Below are 18,502 nucleotides of genomic sequence, written 5' to 3' on the forward strand. Positions count from 1 at the left end.
GGGGTGGGGCGAGGCGGGCGTGCTCGAGGCGCATGCGCCCGGCGAGTTGGCGGCGGTGCTGGGCGCGCTCGGGCACGACAGCGTGCGGTGGCTGGACGCGGTGTCTCCTCGAATGCCGGGCCCCTGGTTCGGAGGCATGCGCTTCAGTCCCACGCAGCCGGTGGAGGGCGAGTGGCGCTCGCATGGACTGGCGCGCTGGACGCTGCCGGAGGTGCTGGTGTGGCGCGAGGGCAGCGCGCTGGCGGTCGCGGTCTTCGCGCCGGAGGGGCCGGGCGCGGAGGACGTGGTGCGCTCGCGGCTGGAGCGCGTGCGAGCGTCCTTCCCTCAGTCCTACCGCCACCCGCTGGGCGCGCCGGTCGCGCTGCGCACGGCTTCGTCGCGGCCGGACTTCGAGGCGCTGGTGGACCGCGCGGTGGAGGCCATTGGCGCGGGCCAGCTGCACAAGGTGGTGCTGGCGCGGGCGCTGGAGGCGGAGGGGCCGGAGCCCTTCGACGTGGTGGACGTGCTGGCGCGGCTGCGCGAGCAGAACCCCAGATGCGCGACGTTCCTCTTCCGCGCGCCGGACGGCACGGGCTTTTTGGGCGCGACGCCGGAGACGCTGTGCCGGGTGGACGGGCGCAAGTTGGAGACGGAGGCGCTCGCGGGGTCCGCTGCGCCGGGCGGTGCGGAGGCGCTGGACGCGAGCGACAAGGACCGGCGCGAGCATGAAGCGGTGGTGCGCTACATCCTCCAGGCGCTGACGCCGGTGGCGGCGAGCGTGTCCGCGGACGCGCAGCCGTCGGTGCTCGCGCTGAAGAACGTGGTGCACCTGCGCACGGGCATCCGCGCGGAGCTGGCGGACGGCGTGGACACCGCGACGGTCGTCACGGCGCTGCACCCCACGCCGGCGGTGGGCGGCACGCCGCGCGAGCGCGCGCTGTCGTTCCTGGTGGAGCACGAGTCGCTGGACAGGGGCTGGTACGCGGGGCCGGTGGGCTGGGTGGGCCCCGGGCGTGCGCATCTGGTGGTGGCGTTGCGCTCGGCGCTGGTGCGCGGGGCGAAGGCCCGGCTCTTCGTGGGCGCGGGAATCGTCGCGGGCTCCAGCGCGGAGTCCGAGTGGCGGGAGACGGAGATGAAGAGTCTGGCGATGTTGCGCGCGCTGGGGGGCCGGTGATGTCCCTGGACGCCAACCTCAACGTGCTGTGGTCGCGAGCGCTCCTGGAGGAGTTGGTGCGGGGCGGCGTGCGGCACGCGGTGGTGTGTCCGGGCTCGCGCTCCTCGGCGCTGGCGCTCGCATGCGCGCACACGCCGGGCCTGCGCGTCTGGTCCGTCATCGACGAGCGGAGCGCGGGCTTCTTCGCGCTGGGCATGGCGAAGCAGTCGCGTCAGCCGGTGGTGCTGGTCGCGACGAGCGGCTCGGCGGGCGCGCACTTCTTCCCGGCCGTCATCGAGGCGGCCATGGCCCAGGTGCCGCTGATCATCCTCACGGCGGACCGGCCGCTGGAGCTGCAGGGCTGGGGCGCGCCGCAGACGGTGCCCCAGGCTCGCTTCTACGGCGACTTCGCGAGGATGTTCGCGGACGTGGGCCTGCCCGAGGCGAGCAGCCCCGCGATCGCGCACCTGCGTGCCACGGCCGCCCGCGCCGTGAGCACCGCGTGCCGCGCGCCCCGGGGGGCCGTGCAGCTCAACGTGCCGTTCCGCGAACCGCTGGCGCCCATCGCGCAGGACTTCGGCGCGGAGAAGCTGACGGCGCTCGCGAGGGAAGGGCGGACGAACGCGCCCCTCATCCGCATCGCGCCCTCTTCACGGGCCCCGGACGCGGCGGTGCTGGAGGACGTGCGCGCGCGCATCGCCGCCACCGAGCGCGGCGCCATCGTGTGCGGTCCCCGCGACGAGGACGACGGCTTCGCGGAGGCCATCACCGCGCTGAGCCTGGCCACGGGCTACCCGGTGCTCGCGGAGGCCACGTCGCAGGCACGCTACGGAGGCGGCCCACTGACCGTGTCTCTCTACGACGCGCTCCTGCGGCATGAGCCGTTCGCGCGGAGCCACACGCCGGAGCTGGTGCTGCGCTTCGGCGGAGGCCTGACGCCCAAGTCGCCGCAGCAGTGGCTGGACACCTCCGGCGCGGACATCACCGTCTTCAGCGACGAGGGCGCGCTGTACGATCCGGCGCACCGGGCCGCGCGGGTGGTGGAAGGCAACGCGGTGCTCGCGTGCCGCGCGCTGACGGAAGGGCTGTCGCGAGGCCCCGGCCGCTGGGCGCAGGACTTCGTCAACGCGGAGCGGGTGGCTCGCAACGCGCTGGAGAAGGCGCTCGGCGAACAGCCCGATGTGCTGACCGAGCCCCGGCTGGCGCGCGAGGTGGTGGCGGCGCTGCCGGCGAACGCGCTCTTCTTCGTGTCCAGCAGCATGCCCATCCGCGCGGTGGATGCGTTCGCGCACGGTGGCGGCGTGCCGCTGCGCGTGCTGGCGAACCGCGGCGCCAACGGCATCGACGGCATCGTGTCCAGCGCGGCGGGCATGGCCGCGGCGGCGGGAAGGCCCGCGGTGCTCCTGTCCGGCGACCTGGCGCTCCTGCATGACGTGGGCGGGCTCGTGTCCGCGGCGCGGGCGCGCGTGCCCCTGACGGTCGTGGTGCTGAACAACGACGGCGGCGGCATCTTCTCCTTCCTGCCGCTGGCGCAGGTGGCGAAGCCGGACGAGTTCGAGGCCCTCTTCGGCACGCCGCACGGCGTGGACCTGTCGCACGCGGCGGCGCTCGTGGGCGCCCGCTTCGAGCGGCCCACGACGCCCTCGGCCCTGCGCGCGGCGGTGCGCTCCGGGATGGAGGGAGGGCTCCATCTGGTGGAAGTCCAGGTGGACCGGACCACCAACGTGGATGCGCACCGACACCTCTTCGCGCGGATGGCCGCCGCACTGGGAGAAGGACCATGGGCGTGACGCTCGCTTATGACATCTGGGGTGAAGGCCCCCATACGCTCCTGGCGCTGCACGGCTTCACCGGCAGCGGCGCTACGTTCGAGCACCTGCGTCCGCTGCTCGGCCGCTCCGTGCGAGTGGTGGCGGTGGACCTGCCCGGCCACGGCCGCACCCCGCTGCCGGAGAAGGCGGGGCGCGACGGCTTCCTGGAGACGGTGGACGCCGTGGTCCAACTGGCGCGTGAGCTGGGCGGCCACGTGGATCTGCTCGGCTATTCGCAGGGCGCGCGGGTGGCGCTGGGCGCCGCGGTGCGCGCGCCGGAGTGCTTCGGCCGGCTGATCATGGAGAGCGGCTCGCCGGGGCTGCACCGCCGCCAGGAGCGCTCCGAGCGGCGCGAGGCGGACGCGAAGCTCGTGGACTTCATCCGCGCGAAGGGCGTGGACGCCTTCGTGGAGCGGTGGGAATCGCTGCCGCTCTTCGACGGACTGCGCCGCCTGCCGGAGCCGGAGCAGGCCGCGCTGCGCGAGCGCCGCAAGGCGTGCACGGCGCAGGGACTGGTTGGAGCGTTGGAGACTTTGGGCCTGGGCGTGCAGCCGGACTACTGGCCGGCGCTGCACCGCCAGCGGCTGCCCACGCTGCTGCTCACCGGGGATCAGGACGTGAAGTTCACGACCCTGGCGAGGCGCATGGCGGCGGAGCTTCCGGTGGTGTGGCGCCACGCGTTCGCGGGGGTCACCCACGCCCCGCACCTGGAGGCGCCAGAGGCGTACGTGCGCGAAGTGCTCTCGTTCCTCCAGACGCCCTGGTACGAAGCGCCGCAGTTCGAACACGCCATCCTGGCGCGAGAGGCGATCCACTCGTGACAACCCTGGTGAGCACCCCTCCCGATGCGGCTCCTCCCCGGCCCACGTTGAAGACGTGGCTGATGGCCGTGCGTCCCAAGACGCTGACGGCGGGCGCGGTGCCGGTGCTGGTGGCCACGGCGCTCGCCTTCGGTGACGGGGTGGGGCGCCTGGTGCCCGCGCTCGCGGCGCTCCTGGGCGCGGTGCTGATTCAAATCGGCACCAACTTCATCAACGACTTCTATGACTACAAGAAGGGCGCGGACACCGAGGAGCGTCTGGGGCCCAAGCGCGTGACGCAGAGCGGGCTCATCGCGCCGGGCACGGTGCTGCTGGGTGGCCTCGGGTGCTTCGCGCTGGCGATGCTGGTGGGGCTGTACCTGGTGGCGGTGGGCGGCTGGCCCATCGTGGCCATCGGAGTGGCCTCGCTGGTGTGCGGTTACTCGTACACGGGGGGCCCGTTTCCGCTGGCCTACCTCGGCCTGGGCGACCTCTTCGTGCTCATCTTCTTCGGCATCGTCGCGGTGACGGGCACGTACTACGTGCAGGCCGGTGTCGTGAGCCCGGCGGCCTGGTGGGCGTCGGTGCCGGTGGGCGCCATCGGCACGTGCCTCATCGTGGTGAACAACCAGCGTGACGCGAGCACGGACGTGAAGGCCCACAAGCGGACGATGGTGGTGCGCTTCGGCCAGGGCTTCGGCAGGGCTGAGTACGTGCTGCTGCTGGTGGCCTCCTACGTCACGCCGTTCGTGCTGTTCGCCAAGGGCCATGCGAGCGCCTGGGTCTTCCTGCCGCTCCTGAGCCTGCCGCTGGTGGTGCCGCCGCTGAAGCTGATGCTGAAGGCCGAGGGCGCGGCGCTCAACCCCGCGCTGGGCGGGACGGCGAAGCTACAGATGGTGTTCGGACTGCTGTTCGCGGTCGGGCTGTACCTGCGCTGAAGGGGCGTCATGCGCATCATCGAAGCGACGCTCATCCCGCTGCACCTCACGCTGGCCCACCCCCTGAAGACGGCCAGGGGGACCTACGCCACTCGCGACGGGTTCCTCGTGCGGCTGAGGGACGAGGACGGCCACGTGGGCCAGGGTGAAGCCATGCCGCTGCCCGAGTTCGGCACGGAGTCCCTGGCCACCACGCACACCGTGCTGCGCGCGTGGCTGAGCTCCCTCAAGGGGCAGACGCTGGAGGACAGCATCGAGGGCGTCGAAGCCACGCTCGTCCCGTCCGCCAGCGAGGAGTTGCGCCAGCGCGGCGCGCGGATCCGCGGCATCGACCCGGAGGAGCCGGTCCCCGCCGCGCAGCACGGCCTGGAGCTGGCGCTGCTGGATCTGGTGGCCCAGCGCAAGGGCGTGCCCCTGTGCTGGCTGCTCGCCGAAGAAGCGCGGCAGGAGGTGCTGGTGAACGCGCTGCTGAGGGCGGAGGAACCGGAGGCCCTGGCCCAGGAAGCGCGAGCGGCGGTGGAGGAGGGCTATCAGACGCTGAAGGTGAAGGTCGCGGGCCGCTCGCTGGACGCGGACGAAGCCCGGGTCCGGGCCGTGCGCGAAGCGGCGGGTCCGCGTGTGCGCCTGCGTCTGGACGCGAACGGCGGTTGGACGGAGCCCGAAGCCAACCGCGCCCTGGATCGCCTGGGCTGGTACGACCTGGAGCTGGTGGAGCAGCCCACGCCGCCGGAGGATCTGCAGGCGCTGTGGCGGGTGCAGCGCCGAGCCCCGTGCATCATCGCCGCGGACGAAACGCTCGCCACGCCCGCCGCGGTGCGCACGCTCCTCACGATGGACCTGGGTGGCGGACCGGCGGTGGGCGCGGTGGTGATCAAGCCGATGGTGCTCGGCGGGCTGCTGCCCTCCATGGTGGTGGCGCTGCGAGCGGCCCACCTGGGCATGCACGCGTACGTCACCAGCTCCATCGACGGCGTGGTGGCCCGAGCGGGCGCCGCGCACCTGGCCTCCGCGCTGCCGTCAGGAGACCTGGCCTCCGGCCTCGCCGTGGGGCGGCTCTTCGCGGACGAACCGAAGGACCATCCGTATCAACCCCGGCGGGGGCTCGTGCGGCTGCGCGACCTGCCCGGGCTGGGGCTGAACCCAGACCTGATTTGGGACCGCTAAGCCGTGAGCCGCGGCCGTTCTACTCACGGAGCTGCCTGGCCATGATCTACGACTGCCCCATCCGTGAAGGCGCGCGGCTGCGTCCCCATGCGGAAGCGCTGCGCTTCGCGGGACAGACCTGGACCTTCCGCGCGCTGGACGAAGAGGTGACGCGCTGGACGGGGGCCCTGGCCGCACGAGGCGTGGACCAGGGGCAACGCGTGGCCCTGCTGTCCACGAGCCACCCGGCGGTGACCTTCCTCTTCTGGGCGCTGGGCCGCCTGGGCGCGATATTCGCGCCGCTCAATGCCCGGCTCACCCCGGCGGAGCTGCGCCCCCTGCTGGAAGACGTCGAGCCCCGGCTCACGCTGGCACTTGGAGCCCTTCGCGACCGGCTCCCGGAAGCGGAGGTCCTGGAGACCTTCCCCAACGGGGTGGCGGCCTGCTCCGTGCCCGAGCGCGCCTGGGACGCGGACACGGCCAGGGTCATCCTCTTCACCAGCGGGACGACGGGAAGGCCCAAGGGCGCAGTGCTCATGGAAGGTGCCTTCCGAGCCGCATGCCGCGCCTCCGCCGCGAACCTGGGCGCGCACCCCGCACCGCGCTGGCTGGGCACGCTGCCCCTGTTCCATGTCGGCGGCCTGGCCATGCTCACGCGCACCGCCTACGAAGGCGGCTGCCTCCTCCTGCACGAGCGCTTCGACGCGGACGCCGTCAACCGCGCCATCGACACGGAGGGCGCGTCCCACGCCAGCTTCGTTGCCACCACGCTGGAGCGTGTGCTGGACGCGCGACAGGACCGCGGGCTGCCCGCGACCTTCCAATGCGCGCTCATCGGAGGAGGTCCCGTGCCCACGGCCCTACTCACGAGGGCACGGGCCGCGGGACTCCTGGCCCTCCAGACCTACGGCCTCACCGAGGCCTGCTCCCAGGTCACCACCGAGCGCCCCTCGGAGGCGGATGGCCGCACCGCGGGTCCGCCTCTCCCAGGACTGGAGGTCCGCATCGTCGGGACGGACGGTGAGGCGCTCGGTGAAGGCCAGGAAGGGGACGTGGAGGTCCGCGGCCCCACGCTCATGGCCCGCTATTGGCGCCAGCGCGAGGCCACGCGCGACGCCTTCCATGATGGCTGGCTGCGCACCCGCGACGTGGGCGTCCTGGACGCGAAGGGGCGCCTCACCCTCCTGTCGCGCCGCACGGACCTCATCGTGCGGGGAGGGGAGAACCTCTATCCGGCTGAAATCGAAGCCGTCCTCGCCAACCACCCGGCCATCCTGGAGTCCGCCGTCGTCGGCGTGCCGGAGCCCCAATGGGGCGAGGTCCCCGTGGCCTTCGTCGTCCTGCGCCCCGGCCACGCCTTCCCCGAAGACCTGGACGCCTGGTGCCGCCAGTCCCTCGCGCGCTTCAAGGTGCCCGCCCACTTTGTTGCAATTGAAACATTGCCTCGGAACGCCATGAGCAAGGTGGCGCGCCCCACCCTAAGGAAACTCGCCCGCTCTCATCCCCCGTATCAGTCTGGGTCCTAGCAACCCTGAATTCGTAATGGATGGGGTTCACAGGACTCGCTGAGAAGACCTGTCAGGTTGGGTTATAATATTCCGCTGTGGGGGGATCCTGAGAGGAAGCTCACGGTGAGTACCGCAGTGGAAGCAGTGAAGGTGGAAGGGCAGTCCGAGGCGAACCACATCGATGCGCGCGCAAGCAGCGCCGCTGGTGCCATGAAGTGCCCCCATCTGGGCGCCCAGTACAACCCGTTCGCGGGACCGCATGTCGAGGATCCACATCCGTTCTACGCGGAGCTGAGGCGCGACGCGCCCGTCAGCTACAACCCCATGCTGGGGATGTGGTTGGTGAGCCGTTACGAGGACATCTGCCACGTGCTCAAGGATCCGACGCGCTACTCGTCGGCGGACCTGGGCAACATGGGCTCGGTGCTGTCTCCGGCGACGCTCGCGGTGCTCGCCGAGGGCTATCCCCTGGCGGACAGCCTGATCAACTCGGATCCGCCCGCGCACACCCGGCTGCGCAAGCTGCTGGGGCGCGGCTTCTCCGCCCAGCGCATCACCGCGCAGGAAGCCCCCATCCGCGCCGTCTCCGAGGAGCTCATCCAGGCCTTCGCGCGCAAGGGGCACGCGGACCTGGTGACGGAGTTCGCGTACCCGCTGCCCGTGCGGGTCATCCTGGGCATGGCGGGCGTGCCCCAGGAGGACATGGCGGACATCAAGCGCTGGTGTGACGACTTCTTCCGGATGATCTTCACCCGCGTCCCCGCGGAAGAGCAGCCGCCGCTCGCCCGCAGCTGGGTCACCTTCCAGCACTACGTCGCCCGCCTCATCCGCGACCGGACGGACGAACCCCGCGACGACCTGATCAGCTACCTGGTCACCACCGACGCGGACGGTGAAGCGCTCACGCTGCCGGAGCTGATCATCGCCATCGCCGGAAGCATGCTGGCGGCGGGCCACGAGACCACCACCGCGCTGCTCGCCCAGTGCTGGAAGCAGGCCCTGATCCAGCCCGGCCTCTGGCAGCGGCTGCGCGAGGACCGCTCGCTGGTGCCGCACCTCATCGAGGAGACGCTGCGCTTCGACTCGGTGGCGCACGGGATGATCCGCACCACCATGGAGGACGTGGAGCTCGCGGGCGTCGCGCTGCCCAAGGGCTCGCGGCTGCTGCTGCTCTACGCGTCCGGAAGCCGTGACTCCGCGCTGCTCGCGGACGGCGACCACTTCGACATCTCCCGGCACCACCCGACGCACCTGGGCTTCGGCCGGGGCATCCACTTCTGCATCGGAGCGCCGCTCGCGCGGCTGGAGGCGCTCATCGCCACCAACCTGCTGCTGGATCAGCTCCCGGACCTGAAGCTGGAGGAGAACCCGGACTTCGGCCACACGCAGTCGCTGACCATCCGCACCATCCAGCACCTGCGCGTGAACTGGACCCCCACCGGGGCCTGAAAGCCACCCTTGAGGCTCCCGTCCCGCCCGTGGTGCCCCCACGGACGGGCCGGGTGCTTCAGCCCGCGTCTCAGCACTCCGACGCGGGGTGACCCCAGGGGTTGGTGCGCGGATACTGGCGCAGCAGCGTGCACAGGCGGTGCGCGGCGACCATCGTCGCGGACGGCCGCGGCGGCTCGGCGTGCATCGCCGTCTGGCCCAACCGGGCCGCCTGCAGTGCCAGCGCGTGCTGGACTTCGGGTGACCAGCGCTTGAATTCGAGCCATTCCATGAGCCTTCTCCTCGTTGAAGGAGCGGCCATTGAACCCCCTCCAAACCCGGAAATCACGACGCCCCGCGTCGGCCCGGGGCGTCAGTGACCTCCTGCTGACAGGCCACTCAGGCCTTCGAGGGGGTGGCGGGTCGGCCAATGAGCATCATCAGGCCGAAGGGGTTCCCCGGGTTGGTGAGCCGGTCGATTTCCCAGATGTAGTCGTCGCTCAGACCGTGGGTGAGCTCGCGCATCTCCTCCACGGAGTACGTGCGCAGACAGGACACCACGCCGTCGAACGCCGCCGCGATGGGGATGAGCGGCATGAGGTAGGTGAGGGCGAGCCGGTCCGCGCGCACGGGGCGGATGAACGGCGTCGTCAGCGGAACGTTGATCAGCGCCGCCGCCGTCATCGCGATGGCCGGCCCGCGCCGCTCCACCAGCTCCATGATGGCGATGCCCCGGCGCTGGGCCACGGCGTCCGCCAGCACCTTGCGCGCCAGGTCCGGCGGCAGGTGGTGGAACGAATTGCACATGATGCGGAAGCCCTTGTAGGTCGCGGGCACCGCCGTCGCGTCCACCGGCGTCGTCACGTAGTCGATGCGGCCCGGGTTCGCCGCCTTCGCCTTCTCGAACGCGGAGACCTCCGGGTACAGGTCCGTCAGGAGCGCCGTCGCCTGGTAGCCCTCCTGCGACTCCAGCATCTCCAGCAGCTTCGGGACCGGCCCCGCGCTGCCCGACGCCATGTCCAACAACTGCGTCTCGCCCATCGCCGCCATCGCGCCCTTGAGCCGCTTCACGAACTCCGAATAGCGGTCATCCGACAGGCTCCACACGTACGCGAGGAAGTCCGTCACCCCCCGGCGCAGCACCTTCGGGAACCAGGGCTGATCCTCTAATTCAAAAAGTTGCAGTCTGGGCATAATCGCTGGGCGCTCCAAGGGGCTCAGGGGGGAGACAACTCCCGCACTGTCCCGCAGTCCCGAGCGACGTACAAGGGGCGCCTTCCAGGGTCATTGGCACACATCCGCAGTGCGGGAAATCTGAACAAGCCCCTGTTTTCCTGCCGTCGCCGCGAAACTTTGAAGCCTTGCAGGAAAACACTGCGCGAAAAGCATACAGCGGACCGCGAGTGCTGATCAGCCCTGCAAGGTTTCTGGAGGGGTGCGTTTGATTATCAGGCGGTCGGAATGACGCAGGCCGGGTGTTTCTGACTCGGGGGGGCAGGCAACCAGGAACGCGTTGAAACAGCGTATCTGGAGTGGGGTTGCCGGAGATTATAGGTATTATTACTTACGACCGAGGGGGGCTTCGGTCGCTCGGTCGCTCGGTTCAAAACGGATCAGCTGGCACACAACGGGAGGGAGTAATGGCTCCGGAATCTGTTGATGTGATCGTTGTCGGAAGCGGCCCGGTGGGTGCCATGGCAGCGAACCTGCTCGGCCAGTACGGCCTGCGCACCGTGGTCATTGAGAAGGAGACCACCGCGCACACCCAGTCCCGCGCCATCAACGCGGACGACGAAGCGCAGCGCATCTTCCAGGCTGCGGGTCTCACGGGGGAACTGGGTCCGGGCTTCCACCCGTGCCTGAAGATGACCTACGTGGACGACGAGATGCGGATGCTCGCCGAGGTGGACTTCACCAAGGTGGAGCGCCCCAACGGCCACTACATCGGCGCGCTCTTCAACCAGCCCCGCCTGGAGGCCTCGCTGCACCGGGGCATGGAGCGCTTCGCGCACGTCAGCATGTGGCGCGGCCATGAAGTCGAATCCTTCATGCAGGACGACGAAGGCGTGTCCGTGCGCGTGAAGGACAACGTGTCCGGCCGCACGATGACGGTGCGTGCGCGCTACCTGCTCGCGTGCGACGGCGCCAAGAGCGGTATCCGCCGCCGGCTGGGCCTGAAGCTGGAGGGCACCACGGCGCTGGAGCACGCGCTGGCCGTCTCCGTGGAGACGCAGTCGTCCGCGCCGGACTTCACCTACTACCCCTGCGGCCCGGAGCGCGTGGGCATCGTGACGCGCACCGCGCACGACGAGATGCGCTTCGACACGGTGATCAAGCCGGGGCAGGACCTGGAGTACGTGAAGACCCCCGAGTACGTGCGCAGCATCATCGCGCCCTTCATCGACCCGGACACCGTGAAGGTGAAGAGCGTCAACCTCTACGCCTACCACAGCCGCATGGCGGAGAAGTGGCGGGTGGGGCGGGTGTTCCTGCTCGGAGACGCGGCGCACCTGATGCCGCCGTTCCTGGGGCAGGGCCTGTGCTCCGGCCTGCGTGACGCGGCGAACCTCACCTGGAAGCTGGCGCACGTGCTGGGCGGCGCGGCGGACGCGTCGCTGCTGGACACCTACGAGGTGGAGCGCCGGCCGCACGCCGCGGAGATGATGCGGATGTCGGACTCGCTGGGCTCGATGCTGGCGTCGGGCGGCCCGTTCATGGCCCGCGCGCGCAACGCCTTCATCAAGCTGCTGTACCACATGCCCGTCACCGGACCCTTCATCCGCGAGTACAAGATGAAGCCGAACCTCTTCCACGCGGAGGGGTTCCTCTTCGGAGGCAAGCGCGGCAAGTCCAAGCAGGCGGCGGAAGGCGCCTACTTCCCGCAGCCGCGCGTGGAGCACGGTGAAGAAGGGGAGCGCCCGCTGGATGACATCATCGGCCAGCGCTTCGCGGTGCTGACGCGGCCGGGTGCGCCCGCGGACGTCCAGCAGGCCGCCAAGGCGATGGCGGAGGACATCGGCGGTGTGTGGCTGTCCGTGGCCCCGGCGGCGCGCTCCGGCGCGGGCCGCTCCGGCGAGGTGGTGGACCTGGAGGGCAAGCTGGGCGAGTGGTTCGCCCAGCACGGCTCGGACCTGGTCGTCCTCCGCCCGGACCGCTACGTCTACGCGGCCACGAACAGCGCGGCCGTCGCGCAGGTCCACGCTTCCCTGAAGCAGGGCATCCGCCCGCTCACCCGCTGGGGCAACCGCGGCTCCCGGCGGGCGGCGCAGCTCGGGGCCTGAGGCCTCTCAGGCGGCGGCGGACTGGAGCAGCTGCTTCGCCTTCGCCATGCAGTCGCCGTAGAAGCGCAGGTAGATGTCCAGGGCACGGGCGCCCGTCTTCGCGATGGTCGCCGCGTGCTCGGGCTTCTGGCCGAGCAGCTTGTTGAGCATGACCTCGTTGAGCGCCGTGTGGCCCACGTCCAGCTCCACGTGCTCCTTGATGAACGACAGCGAGTTCATCACGTCCGGGCCCAGCACGGCCTTGCACTGCTCGATGAGGCGGGGCGCGAACACCACCGACAGGTTCTCAATCTCGTACTCGATGGCGACCTGGCCGCCCGGCATGGGGCCGGCGATGGTCTCCTCGTGGATTTGCCGGTACTCCTGCATGGCCTGGGTGGGGGCCTGAGCCATCAGGGCCTCCGCGTCCAGCTTGGGAAAGCGGCGCGCGTTCCAGCTGGCCACCAGGTTCTTCGTGTCCTCCACCATCATCAGGTGGTGACCGGCCTCGTGCTTGGCGTGGGTGATCAGCTTCTCGCCCACGTCCACCATCCCCGCCTTCACACACGCCTCACCGGCGCGGCGGATCCACCCGTCCACGGGCTCCGTCATGTAGACGCCCAGGGCACACAGCTGGATGAGGAAGGCCTCCAGCAGGGCGGGCTCCACGTTGGGGTCCAGCAGCGTCGTCACGTGGGGACCGGTCGCCAGCAGGTGACGGACGTCGGTGACGTGGGGGAGGTACTGCTCTTCGACGAGGGGCTTGGTCATGGGGGGAATCCTCAACGGGAGTGGGCACCACGGCGCCCGATGGTGAGTTCGCTGATGTGCTCCAGGAAGTCCGGGACGAGCTTGGCGGAGATGATCCACAGGTAGGGATCCGGCCCGTCGTGCAGGCCGCACTCCTGCACGTAGTCGCCACCCTCGTCCTCGCGCAGATAGAGGAAGGAGGGGCGGTTGCGCGCGGCGTACCAGCGGCGGGCCGCGTCCAGGAGCGCCGAGTACGCGCGCGTTCCATCCCCCAGCAGGGAGAACAGGCGCGTGTTGTCCAGCAGGCGGAAGAGGTTCGCGCCCAACTGGCCCAGCTCCACCACGGCGGCGGCGTGGGGGACGCCATCACGGCGGGCGACCAGGACGGTGCGCTCGCGCTCCATGCCGAAGCTCTTCCACTTCGCCGTGACGGGCCCCATGTCCAGCCGGTCGCGGGTGAGGTCCAACGACTGCACGTAGCACTCGGGGAACTGCTGGGCGATGGTCGCCGCCAGCAGGCTCAGCTCGCTCGCGGTGGCGGGACCCACCGTGTACGGGTGCACGCGGCCGGTCAGCTCGTTGCTGAAGGCCTTCATCTTCTGGATCTTCCGCGTGAAGGCCAGGGACGAACCGGCCTCCATCTGGCGCTGCGCGTACTTCACGTGCGCCTTGTTGATCCACGGGTTGAGGGCCTCCACGTAGGCCACCACCCAGTGGAAGTCCGGGTCGCTCTGCGGGTGCTCGAAGGTGCGCAGGTAGAGGTCGCGCATGATGGCGCCCGCCTCCTTCAACCCCTCCGGCGGCTTGCCGGGCCGCTTCGCCACCTGGTGGCCCAGCCACGCGTTGCGGTACGGCTTGGTGAAGGACAGCGTCGCTTCAATGCCGCGCTCGGACGGCCACACCGCGTTGCAGAACAGCTGCGGCACTTCCGCGGCGCGCTTCGCGAGCGACGCGAAGTTCTGCTTCAGCTCCTCGAACTCCGCCGGGGTGCTGCCGCCCAGGCTGAAGAAGCCGGAGCGGTTGAACAGGTCCCACAGCTCATCCACCAGGCCCTCGCTGGTGCGCGTGGCCGGGGACATCGTCTGGGACACGAAGCGCACCCAGCGCGCCTCGTCGGAAGAGTAGGGCAGCACGCTCAGGCCGCACAGCACGGTGCCGTCCGCGCGCAGGCCGCTGACGTAGCGGATCTCCCCGCGCACGCTCACCCGCTGGCCGTCGCCCAGCTCCAGCTCGATGAGGGGCGGCAGCAGGCCGGGGAAGAGCAGGTCCTGCGGCTGGCAGCGCATGCACAGGCCGGAGAACGACAGATCCAGCACCTCGCGGCGCATCAGCCCCTGCTCCCGCCAGAGCGGGTGGTGGAACCGGGCGTGCACGCCCTCGGGGGCGGTGACGCGGCGGTGCCAGCGGTGACGGATGCGGAACAGCTGCTCGGGCAGGGGCGTGAAGAGGCGGTCGCCCTCGGTGCGGCCAGTCTCCACGCGCAGGCGGTACGCGGAGTTGTAGCCGATGACGTCGATGTCGTACGCCGGCTCGCCGAAGTCCGGCGTGGACTCCTCCGTGCGCCACTCCAGCTGACCAGAAGAAGAGTGGAAGCGCTCCAGCACCATGCGCACCACCCGGCCCTGGCGGCGCAGCACGCCCTTGTTCCCGGACGCGCAGATGGCGGTGAAGATGGAGCGGATCCGCTCCGCGTCCGTGATGATGTCCTGCACGGGCAGCGCGGAGGCCGCCGGCACCGCCACGCCCTGGCGCAGCGCGTCCGACAGGAAGCCCAGGATCTGACGGCCCTGCTCCAGCGTCACGCCCACCAGCTGCAGCCCCACCGGCGCGTTCGGGACGTCCATGTCCGTCCGGATGAAGGCGCCATTGAGCGGACCAATCGTGGCGCCGTTGCACGCCAGGTACACCGGGAAGGTGCGCGACTCGGTCGGGTCCGCCAGCGGCTGCCGCGGGGCCACCCACACCACCGTCGGGGACAGCCGCGTCACTTCACCCAGCACCGCGTCCGGGCGGCCCACCGCGCAGGTGATGGCCGTGGGGCCGCTGCCGTGCAGCGAGTAGCCCGAGTCATCCAGGGCGGCTTCAGCGGGGGGAAGGGGAATCACGTTGCGCAACGCGTCGCCACTGCCGAATTCGATCGCATGCCGGAACTTCGAGGACGCCGGGATCCCTCCATCCATCGTCAGGACTCCCCTCTTGCGGGCAGCGCTACCGTTCGTGGTCGGCGATGTTGCGAGCACAACACTTCCTCCCTGATTCACTGGAGACGCTGACGGCTCTGGATTCTGGGAAGACATATTGAAGATCTCGGCCGTAACAGTCAAATCGAATTTATATGCCTGGGCTGTTTTTCTGTCCCCGCCCCTGACTCACCCTGGGTCGTAGTGGACCGGACGTATACGGGTTTTCCGAGGAGCAATACGGACCCAGCGTGCGCATCATTATCAGCAATGTGGCGCAGGGCTGTAACCCTCCTTCACGTGAATAAGTGGTGGCGGCCCGGGGCTGACGGGCAATGGACCCTGTCAGGGGGGGCCGTTATGGTCGGTACTTCTGGGACTGGCTGGGGAAGTGAGCCGCGAATGAGCGCAGCGCTGGATGTGAAGGGATCGCCGGCGGACGCGGGAGCCTCGTCCGGTGGCCAGGGGCTCGAGTCCGTGGACCTTCCAGACGTCTTCCAGGTGGACGTGGCGGTGTGCGTGCGGGACGCGCTGGGGCTGCTCGGCGCGACGCGGCGGCTGCGCGGCATGGAGGTGGCGCTGGATCTCCCCGAGGATCCGGTGATCGCCCGGGTCAGCCGGCGCCGTCTGGAGCAGGTGCTCCTGTTGCTCGTCGCCCACGCGGCGGACGTGGCCCCGCCGACTGCGCCTTCCGTGCGCGTGGTGGTGGATCCGCCGGACGACTTCGGGGATACGGGCCCGCGCTTCCAGGTGGTGATGCCGGGCGTGAGCCTGTCCGAACGGGAGACGCACTCGGTGGTGCTGTCGCCCCTGCGCGTGGGCGGCACCCAGCGGCGGCTTGCCCGCGCGCGGGAGCTGGTGGACGCCATGGGCGGCGAGCTGGCGGTGGATCGCCTGGAGGAGGGGACGGCCGTGAGCGTCGTCCTGCCAGCGCCCGGGCTCGCGAGCTTCTAGCCGCGCGTCCAAGTCCGGAAGAACGATCCTGCTTCCGGACCATTGGCTGCGATAAGCGCGGGACCCCCCGGGTGCGTCCAACCCAGGGGGACGTGCGGCCAAACTCCTTGACGACCGGGGGCGGGTTCCCGACTATCCGCCGCCTCTCAAGACCCCGGTCTCAATCAGGAGTTTGCGTTCATGGCGCCTCCCTCTGGCGAGAAGATCACCCTGCAGAACGGCAAGCTGACCGTTCCGAACAACCCGATCATCCCCTACATCGAGGGCGACGGCACTGGCCGCGACATCTGGAAGGCTTCGCAGGCCGTGTTTGACGCGGCGGTGGAGAAGGCCTACGGCGGCAAGAAGAAGATCTCCTGGTACGAAGTGCTGGCCGGCGAGAAGTCCTTCAAGCAGGTGAACAACTGGCTGCCGGACGAGACGGTCGCCGCGTTCCGCGAGTACCTGGTGGGCATCAAGGGCCCGCTGACGACGCCGGTGGGCGGTGGCATCCGCTCCCTGAACGTGGCGCTGCGCCAGATGCTGGACCTGTACGTCTGCCTGCGCCCCGTGCGCTACTTCAAGGGCGTGCCCTCTCCGGTGAAGCAGCCGGACAAGGTGGACATGGTCATCTTCCGTGAGAACACGGAAGACATCTACGCGGGCATCGAGTTCGAGGCCGGCACCGCGCAGGCGGAGAAGTTCCTGGGCTGGCTGAAGCAGGAGTTCCCCAAGGAGGCGGGCAAGATCCGCTTCCCGGCGAACGTGGGCATCGGCATCAAGCCCGTGTCCCAGGAAGGCACGGAGCGCCTGGTGCGCGCGGCCATCCAGTACGCGGTGGACCTCAAGCGCAAGAGCGTCACGCTGGTCCACAAGGGCAACATCATGAAGTTCACCGAAGGCGCGTTCCGCAAGTGGGGCTACGACCTCGCGGCGCGTGAGTTCGGTGACAAGGTCTACACCTGGGACCAGTGGGAGGCCACCAAGGCCGCCAAGGGTGAGGACGCCGCCAACGCCGAGCAGAAGGCCGCGGTGTCCGCCGGGAAGGTCATCATCAAGGACTCCATCGCGGACATCACCCTGCAGCAGGTGCTGACCCGTCCGGACGAGTTCGACGTCATCGCCACGCTCAACCTCAACGGCGACTACCTGTCGGACGCGCTCGCGGCGCAGGTGGGCGGCATCGGCATCGCGCCGGGCGGCAACATCAACTACGTCTCCGGCCACGCCGTCTTCGAGGCCACCCACGGCACCGCGCCGAAGTACGCGGACCTGGACAAGGTGAACCCGGGCTCCGTCATCCTGTCCGGCGAGATGATGCTCCGCCACATGGGCTGGCACGAGGCCGCGGACCTGATCATCAAGGGCATGGACAAGGCCATCGCCGCGCGCACCGTGACGTACGACTTCGCGCGCCTGATGAAGCTGGAGACGAAGGAGACCGTGTCCGAGGTGAAGTGCTCGGAGTTCGGTCAGGCCATCATCAAGCACATGTAGTCCCCACCCCAAAGCAGGAGGGCGAAACCATGGCTCACAAGAAGAAGAAGATCGGCCTCATCGGTGGCGGTCAGATCGGCGGCAACCTGGCGCTGCTGGCGGTCCAGAAAAACCTTGGCGACGTGGTGCTCTACGACATCCCGGCGGCCGAGGGTCTGGTCAAGGGCAAGGCGCTGGACATCAACCAGCTGTCCGCGGTGGATGGCTACGACAGCCGCGTCACCGGCTCCACGGACTGGAAGGACGTCGCGGGCTCGGACGTGATCATCATCACGGCCGGCGTGCCCCGGAAGCCCGGCATGTCCCGCGAGGACCTGCTCGAGGTCAACCTGAAGATCATGAAGGACGTGGCGGGCAACATCAAGCAGCACGCCCCGGACGCCTTCGTCATCAACGTGGCCAACCCGCTGGACGCGATGGTGTTCGCGCTCCACAAGATCGCCGGCCTGAAGGACAACATGGTCGTGGGCATGGCGGGCGTGCTGGACACCAGCCGCTTCAAGTGCTTCGTGGCCGAGGCCCTGGGCTGCTCCATCCGTGACGTGGAGGCGCTGGTGCTCGGCGGCCACGGCGACGACATGGTCCCGCTGGTGCGCCACAGCACCGTGGGCGGCGTGCCCCTGACCCAGCTCATCGCCAAGGACAAGCTGGACGCCATCATCGACCGCACCCGCAAGGGCGGCGCGGAGCTGGTGGGCCTGTACAAGACGGGCAGCGCCTACTTCGCCCCGGCCTCCTCCTCCATCGCCATGGCGGAGAGCTTCCTCTTCGACCGCAAGCGCGTGCTGCCGGCCGCCGCCCTGCTCAAGGGCCAGTACGGCATCAACGACTTCTTCTTCGGCGTCCCCGCCCAGATTGGCGCGGGCGGCGTGGAGAAGATCATCGAGGTGGAGCTGAACGACGCGGAGAAGGCCGAGCTGAACAAGTCCTTCACCTCCGTCAAGGGCACCGTCGACCTCGTGAAGCTGTAGTCCCCGGTCGTCGGCAGGGCCCGCCGGATGCTGCTGGCGGGCCCCGCCTGATGCCGTGAATGATCCGGGCTTATCCCCCGGCCCACCGTCCTTGCGGCGGTATTTTTCCAAGTTAACTAGCGTGTTGGACTCGCACCTGGCACGGGAGCGG

15 protein-coding genes are annotated in these 18,502 nt (G+C 69.8%); 11 read left to right on the forward strand and 4 right to left on the reverse strand.

The features are described from left to right. From D7Y21_RS25565 to D7Y21_RS25595, 7 genes are all read left to right on the forward strand, one after another. Positions 1 to 1,153: isochorismate synthase MenF (locus D7Y21_RS25565; RefSeq protein ID WP_121716282.1), on the forward strand; the 1,153-nt coding region annotated here is incomplete at its 5' end. Then, the gene (gene menD, locus D7Y21_RS25570; RefSeq protein WP_121716298.1) at positions 1,153 to 2,922 is read left to right on the forward strand and encodes a 2-succinyl-5-enolpyruvyl-6-hydroxy-3-cyclohexene-1-carboxylic-acid synthase; all 1,770 of its coding nucleotides are present in this window, start codon (positions 1,153 to 1,155) and stop codon (positions 2,920 to 2,922) included. The genes D7Y21_RS25565 and menD, both read left to right, overlap by 1 nt. After that, entirely contained in the window at positions 2,913 to 3,764 is an 852-nt protein-coding gene (menH, locus tag D7Y21_RS25575; RefSeq protein WP_121716284.1) for a 2-succinyl-6-hydroxy-2,4-cyclohexadiene-1-carboxylate synthase, read from the forward strand. The genes menD and menH overlap by 10 nt, the downstream gene beginning before the upstream one ends. Positions 3,765 to 3,772: 8 nt before the next feature. Continuing rightward, positions 3,773 to 4,681: a 1,4-dihydroxy-2-naphthoate polyprenyltransferase gene (locus tag D7Y21_RS25580; protein ID WP_304984730.1), complete on the forward strand. Its 909-nt coding sequence runs from the start codon at positions 3,773 to 3,775 to the stop codon at positions 4,679 to 4,681. A 9-nt stretch (positions 4,682 to 4,690) separates the two neighbouring features. Further along, positions 4,691 to 5,845 carry an o-succinylbenzoate synthase gene (gene menC / locus D7Y21_RS25585; RefSeq protein ID WP_121716286.1) on the forward strand — a complete coding sequence of 385 codons (1,155 nt, stop codon included), beginning with the start codon at positions 4,691 to 4,693 and terminating at the stop codon, positions 5,843 to 5,845. A gap of 41 nt (positions 5,846 to 5,886) precedes the next feature. Then, complete coding sequence (gene menE / locus D7Y21_RS25590; protein WP_121716288.1) at positions 5,887 to 7,350, forward strand: o-succinylbenzoate--CoA ligase; 1,464 nt, start codon at positions 5,887 to 5,889, stop codon at positions 7,348 to 7,350. Positions 7,351 to 7,455: 105 nt separating this feature from the next. After that, on the forward strand, positions 7,456 to 8,781 hold the full coding sequence (locus D7Y21_RS25595; protein ID WP_120566143.1) for a cytochrome P450: 1,326 nt from the start codon (positions 7,456 to 7,458) through the stop codon (positions 8,779 to 8,781). Between the two features lie 70 nt (positions 8,782 to 8,851). Here D7Y21_RS25595 and D7Y21_RS25600 read toward each other — a convergent pair whose 3' ends face one another. Beyond that, the gene (locus D7Y21_RS25600) at positions 8,852 to 9,052 is read right to left on the reverse strand and encodes a hypothetical protein (protein ID WP_120525317.1); all 201 of its coding nucleotides are present in this window, start codon (positions 9,050 to 9,052) and stop codon (positions 8,852 to 8,854) included. Between the two features lie 107 nt (positions 9,053 to 9,159). After that, entirely contained in the window at positions 9,160 to 9,954 is a 795-nt protein-coding gene (locus tag D7Y21_RS25605; protein WP_147443343.1) for a class I SAM-dependent methyltransferase, read from the reverse strand. A 446-nt stretch (positions 9,955 to 10,400) separates the two neighbouring features. On the opposite strand from D7Y21_RS25605, the gene D7Y21_RS25610 reads away from it, so the two are divergent. Then, a complete protein-coding gene (locus tag D7Y21_RS25610) occupies positions 10,401 to 12,041 on the forward strand; it encodes a bifunctional 3-(3-hydroxy-phenyl)propionate/3-hydroxycinnamic acid hydroxylase (RefSeq protein ID WP_120566141.1) in 1,641 nt (546 codons plus the stop codon). A 6-nt stretch (positions 12,042 to 12,047) separates the two neighbouring features. Here the strand turns inward: D7Y21_RS25610 and D7Y21_RS25615 are convergent, their stop codons facing one another. Together D7Y21_RS25615 and D7Y21_RS25620 are read right to left on the reverse strand one after the other, a co-directional pair. Then, positions 12,048 to 12,791: a hypothetical protein gene (locus tag D7Y21_RS25615; protein ID WP_120566140.1), complete on the reverse strand. Its 744-nt coding sequence runs from the start codon at positions 12,789 to 12,791 to the stop codon at positions 12,048 to 12,050. 11 nt (positions 12,792 to 12,802) lie between these two features. Beyond that, a complete protein-coding gene (locus D7Y21_RS25620; RefSeq protein WP_199724567.1) occupies positions 12,803 to 14,950 on the reverse strand; it encodes a hypothetical protein in 2,148 nt (715 codons plus the stop codon). A gap of 402 nt (positions 14,951 to 15,352) precedes the next feature. On the opposite strand from D7Y21_RS25620, the gene D7Y21_RS25625 reads away from it, so the two are divergent. The 3 genes from D7Y21_RS25625 to mdh all read left to right on the forward strand — a co-directional run bounded on the left by D7Y21_RS25625 (position 15,353) and on the right by mdh (position 18,351). Beyond that, positions 15,353 to 15,904 carry an ATP-binding protein gene (locus D7Y21_RS25625; RefSeq protein WP_121716290.1) on the forward strand — a complete coding sequence of 184 codons (552 nt, stop codon included), beginning with the start codon at positions 15,353 to 15,355 and terminating at the stop codon, positions 15,902 to 15,904. Between the two features lie 180 nt (positions 15,905 to 16,084). Further along, complete coding sequence (icd, locus tag D7Y21_RS25630; protein WP_120566137.1) at positions 16,085 to 17,380, forward strand: NADP-dependent isocitrate dehydrogenase; 1,296 nt, start codon at positions 16,085 to 16,087, stop codon at positions 17,378 to 17,380. A 29-nt stretch (positions 17,381 to 17,409) separates the two neighbouring features. Further along, positions 17,410 to 18,351, forward strand: a complete 942-nt coding sequence (gene mdh / locus D7Y21_RS25635; RefSeq protein WP_120566136.1) for a malate dehydrogenase — start codon at positions 17,410 to 17,412, stop codon at positions 18,349 to 18,351. The last annotated feature ends 151 nt before the right edge of the window (positions 18,352 to 18,502 follow it).

Source organism: Corallococcus sp. AB045 (assembly GCF_003668895.1).
Taxonomy (GTDB): domain Bacteria; phylum Myxococcota; class Myxococcia; order Myxococcales; family Myxococcaceae; genus Corallococcus; species Corallococcus coralloides.

Excerpts from the sequence above, each read along its gene's own strand:
- D7Y21_RS25610 (WP_120566141.1), top strand. The coding sequence starts at position 10,401 with ATGGCTCCGGAATCTGTTGATGTGATCGTTGTCGGAAGCGGCCCGGTG.
- D7Y21_RS25615 (WP_120566140.1), bottom strand. The coding sequence starts at position 12,791 with ATGACCAAGCCCCTCGTCGAAGAGCAGTACCTCCCCCACGTCACCGAC.
- D7Y21_RS25625 (WP_121716290.1), top strand. The coding sequence starts at position 15,353 with ATGAGCGCAGCGCTGGATGTGAAGGGATCGCCGGCGGACGCGGGAGCC.
- D7Y21_RS25605 (WP_147443343.1), bottom strand. The coding sequence starts at position 9,954 with ATGCCCAGACTGCAACTTTTTGAATTAGAGGATCAGCCCTGGTTCCCG.
- menD (WP_121716298.1), top strand. The coding sequence starts at position 1,153 with ATGTCCCTGGACGCCAACCTCAACGTGCTGTGGTCGCGAGCGCTCCTG.
- D7Y21_RS25620 (WP_199724567.1), bottom strand. The coding sequence starts at position 14,950 with ATGGATGGAGGGATCCCGGCGTCCTCGAAGTTCCGGCATGCGATCGAA.
- icd (WP_120566137.1), top strand. The coding sequence starts at position 16,085 with ATGGCGCCTCCCTCTGGCGAGAAGATCACCCTGCAGAACGGCAAGCTG.
- mdh (WP_120566136.1), top strand. The coding sequence starts at position 17,410 with ATGGCTCACAAGAAGAAGAAGATCGGCCTCATCGGTGGCGGTCAGATC.
- menE (WP_121716288.1), top strand. The coding sequence starts at position 5,887 with ATGATCTACGACTGCCCCATCCGTGAAGGCGCGCGGCTGCGTCCCCAT.
- menH (WP_121716284.1), top strand. The coding sequence starts at position 2,913 with ATGGGCGTGACGCTCGCTTATGACATCTGGGGTGAAGGCCCCCATACG.
- menC (WP_121716286.1), top strand. The coding sequence starts at position 4,691 with ATGCGCATCATCGAAGCGACGCTCATCCCGCTGCACCTCACGCTGGCC.
- D7Y21_RS25600 (WP_120525317.1), bottom strand. The coding sequence starts at position 9,052 with ATGGAATGGCTCGAATTCAAGCGCTGGTCACCCGAAGTCCAGCACGCG.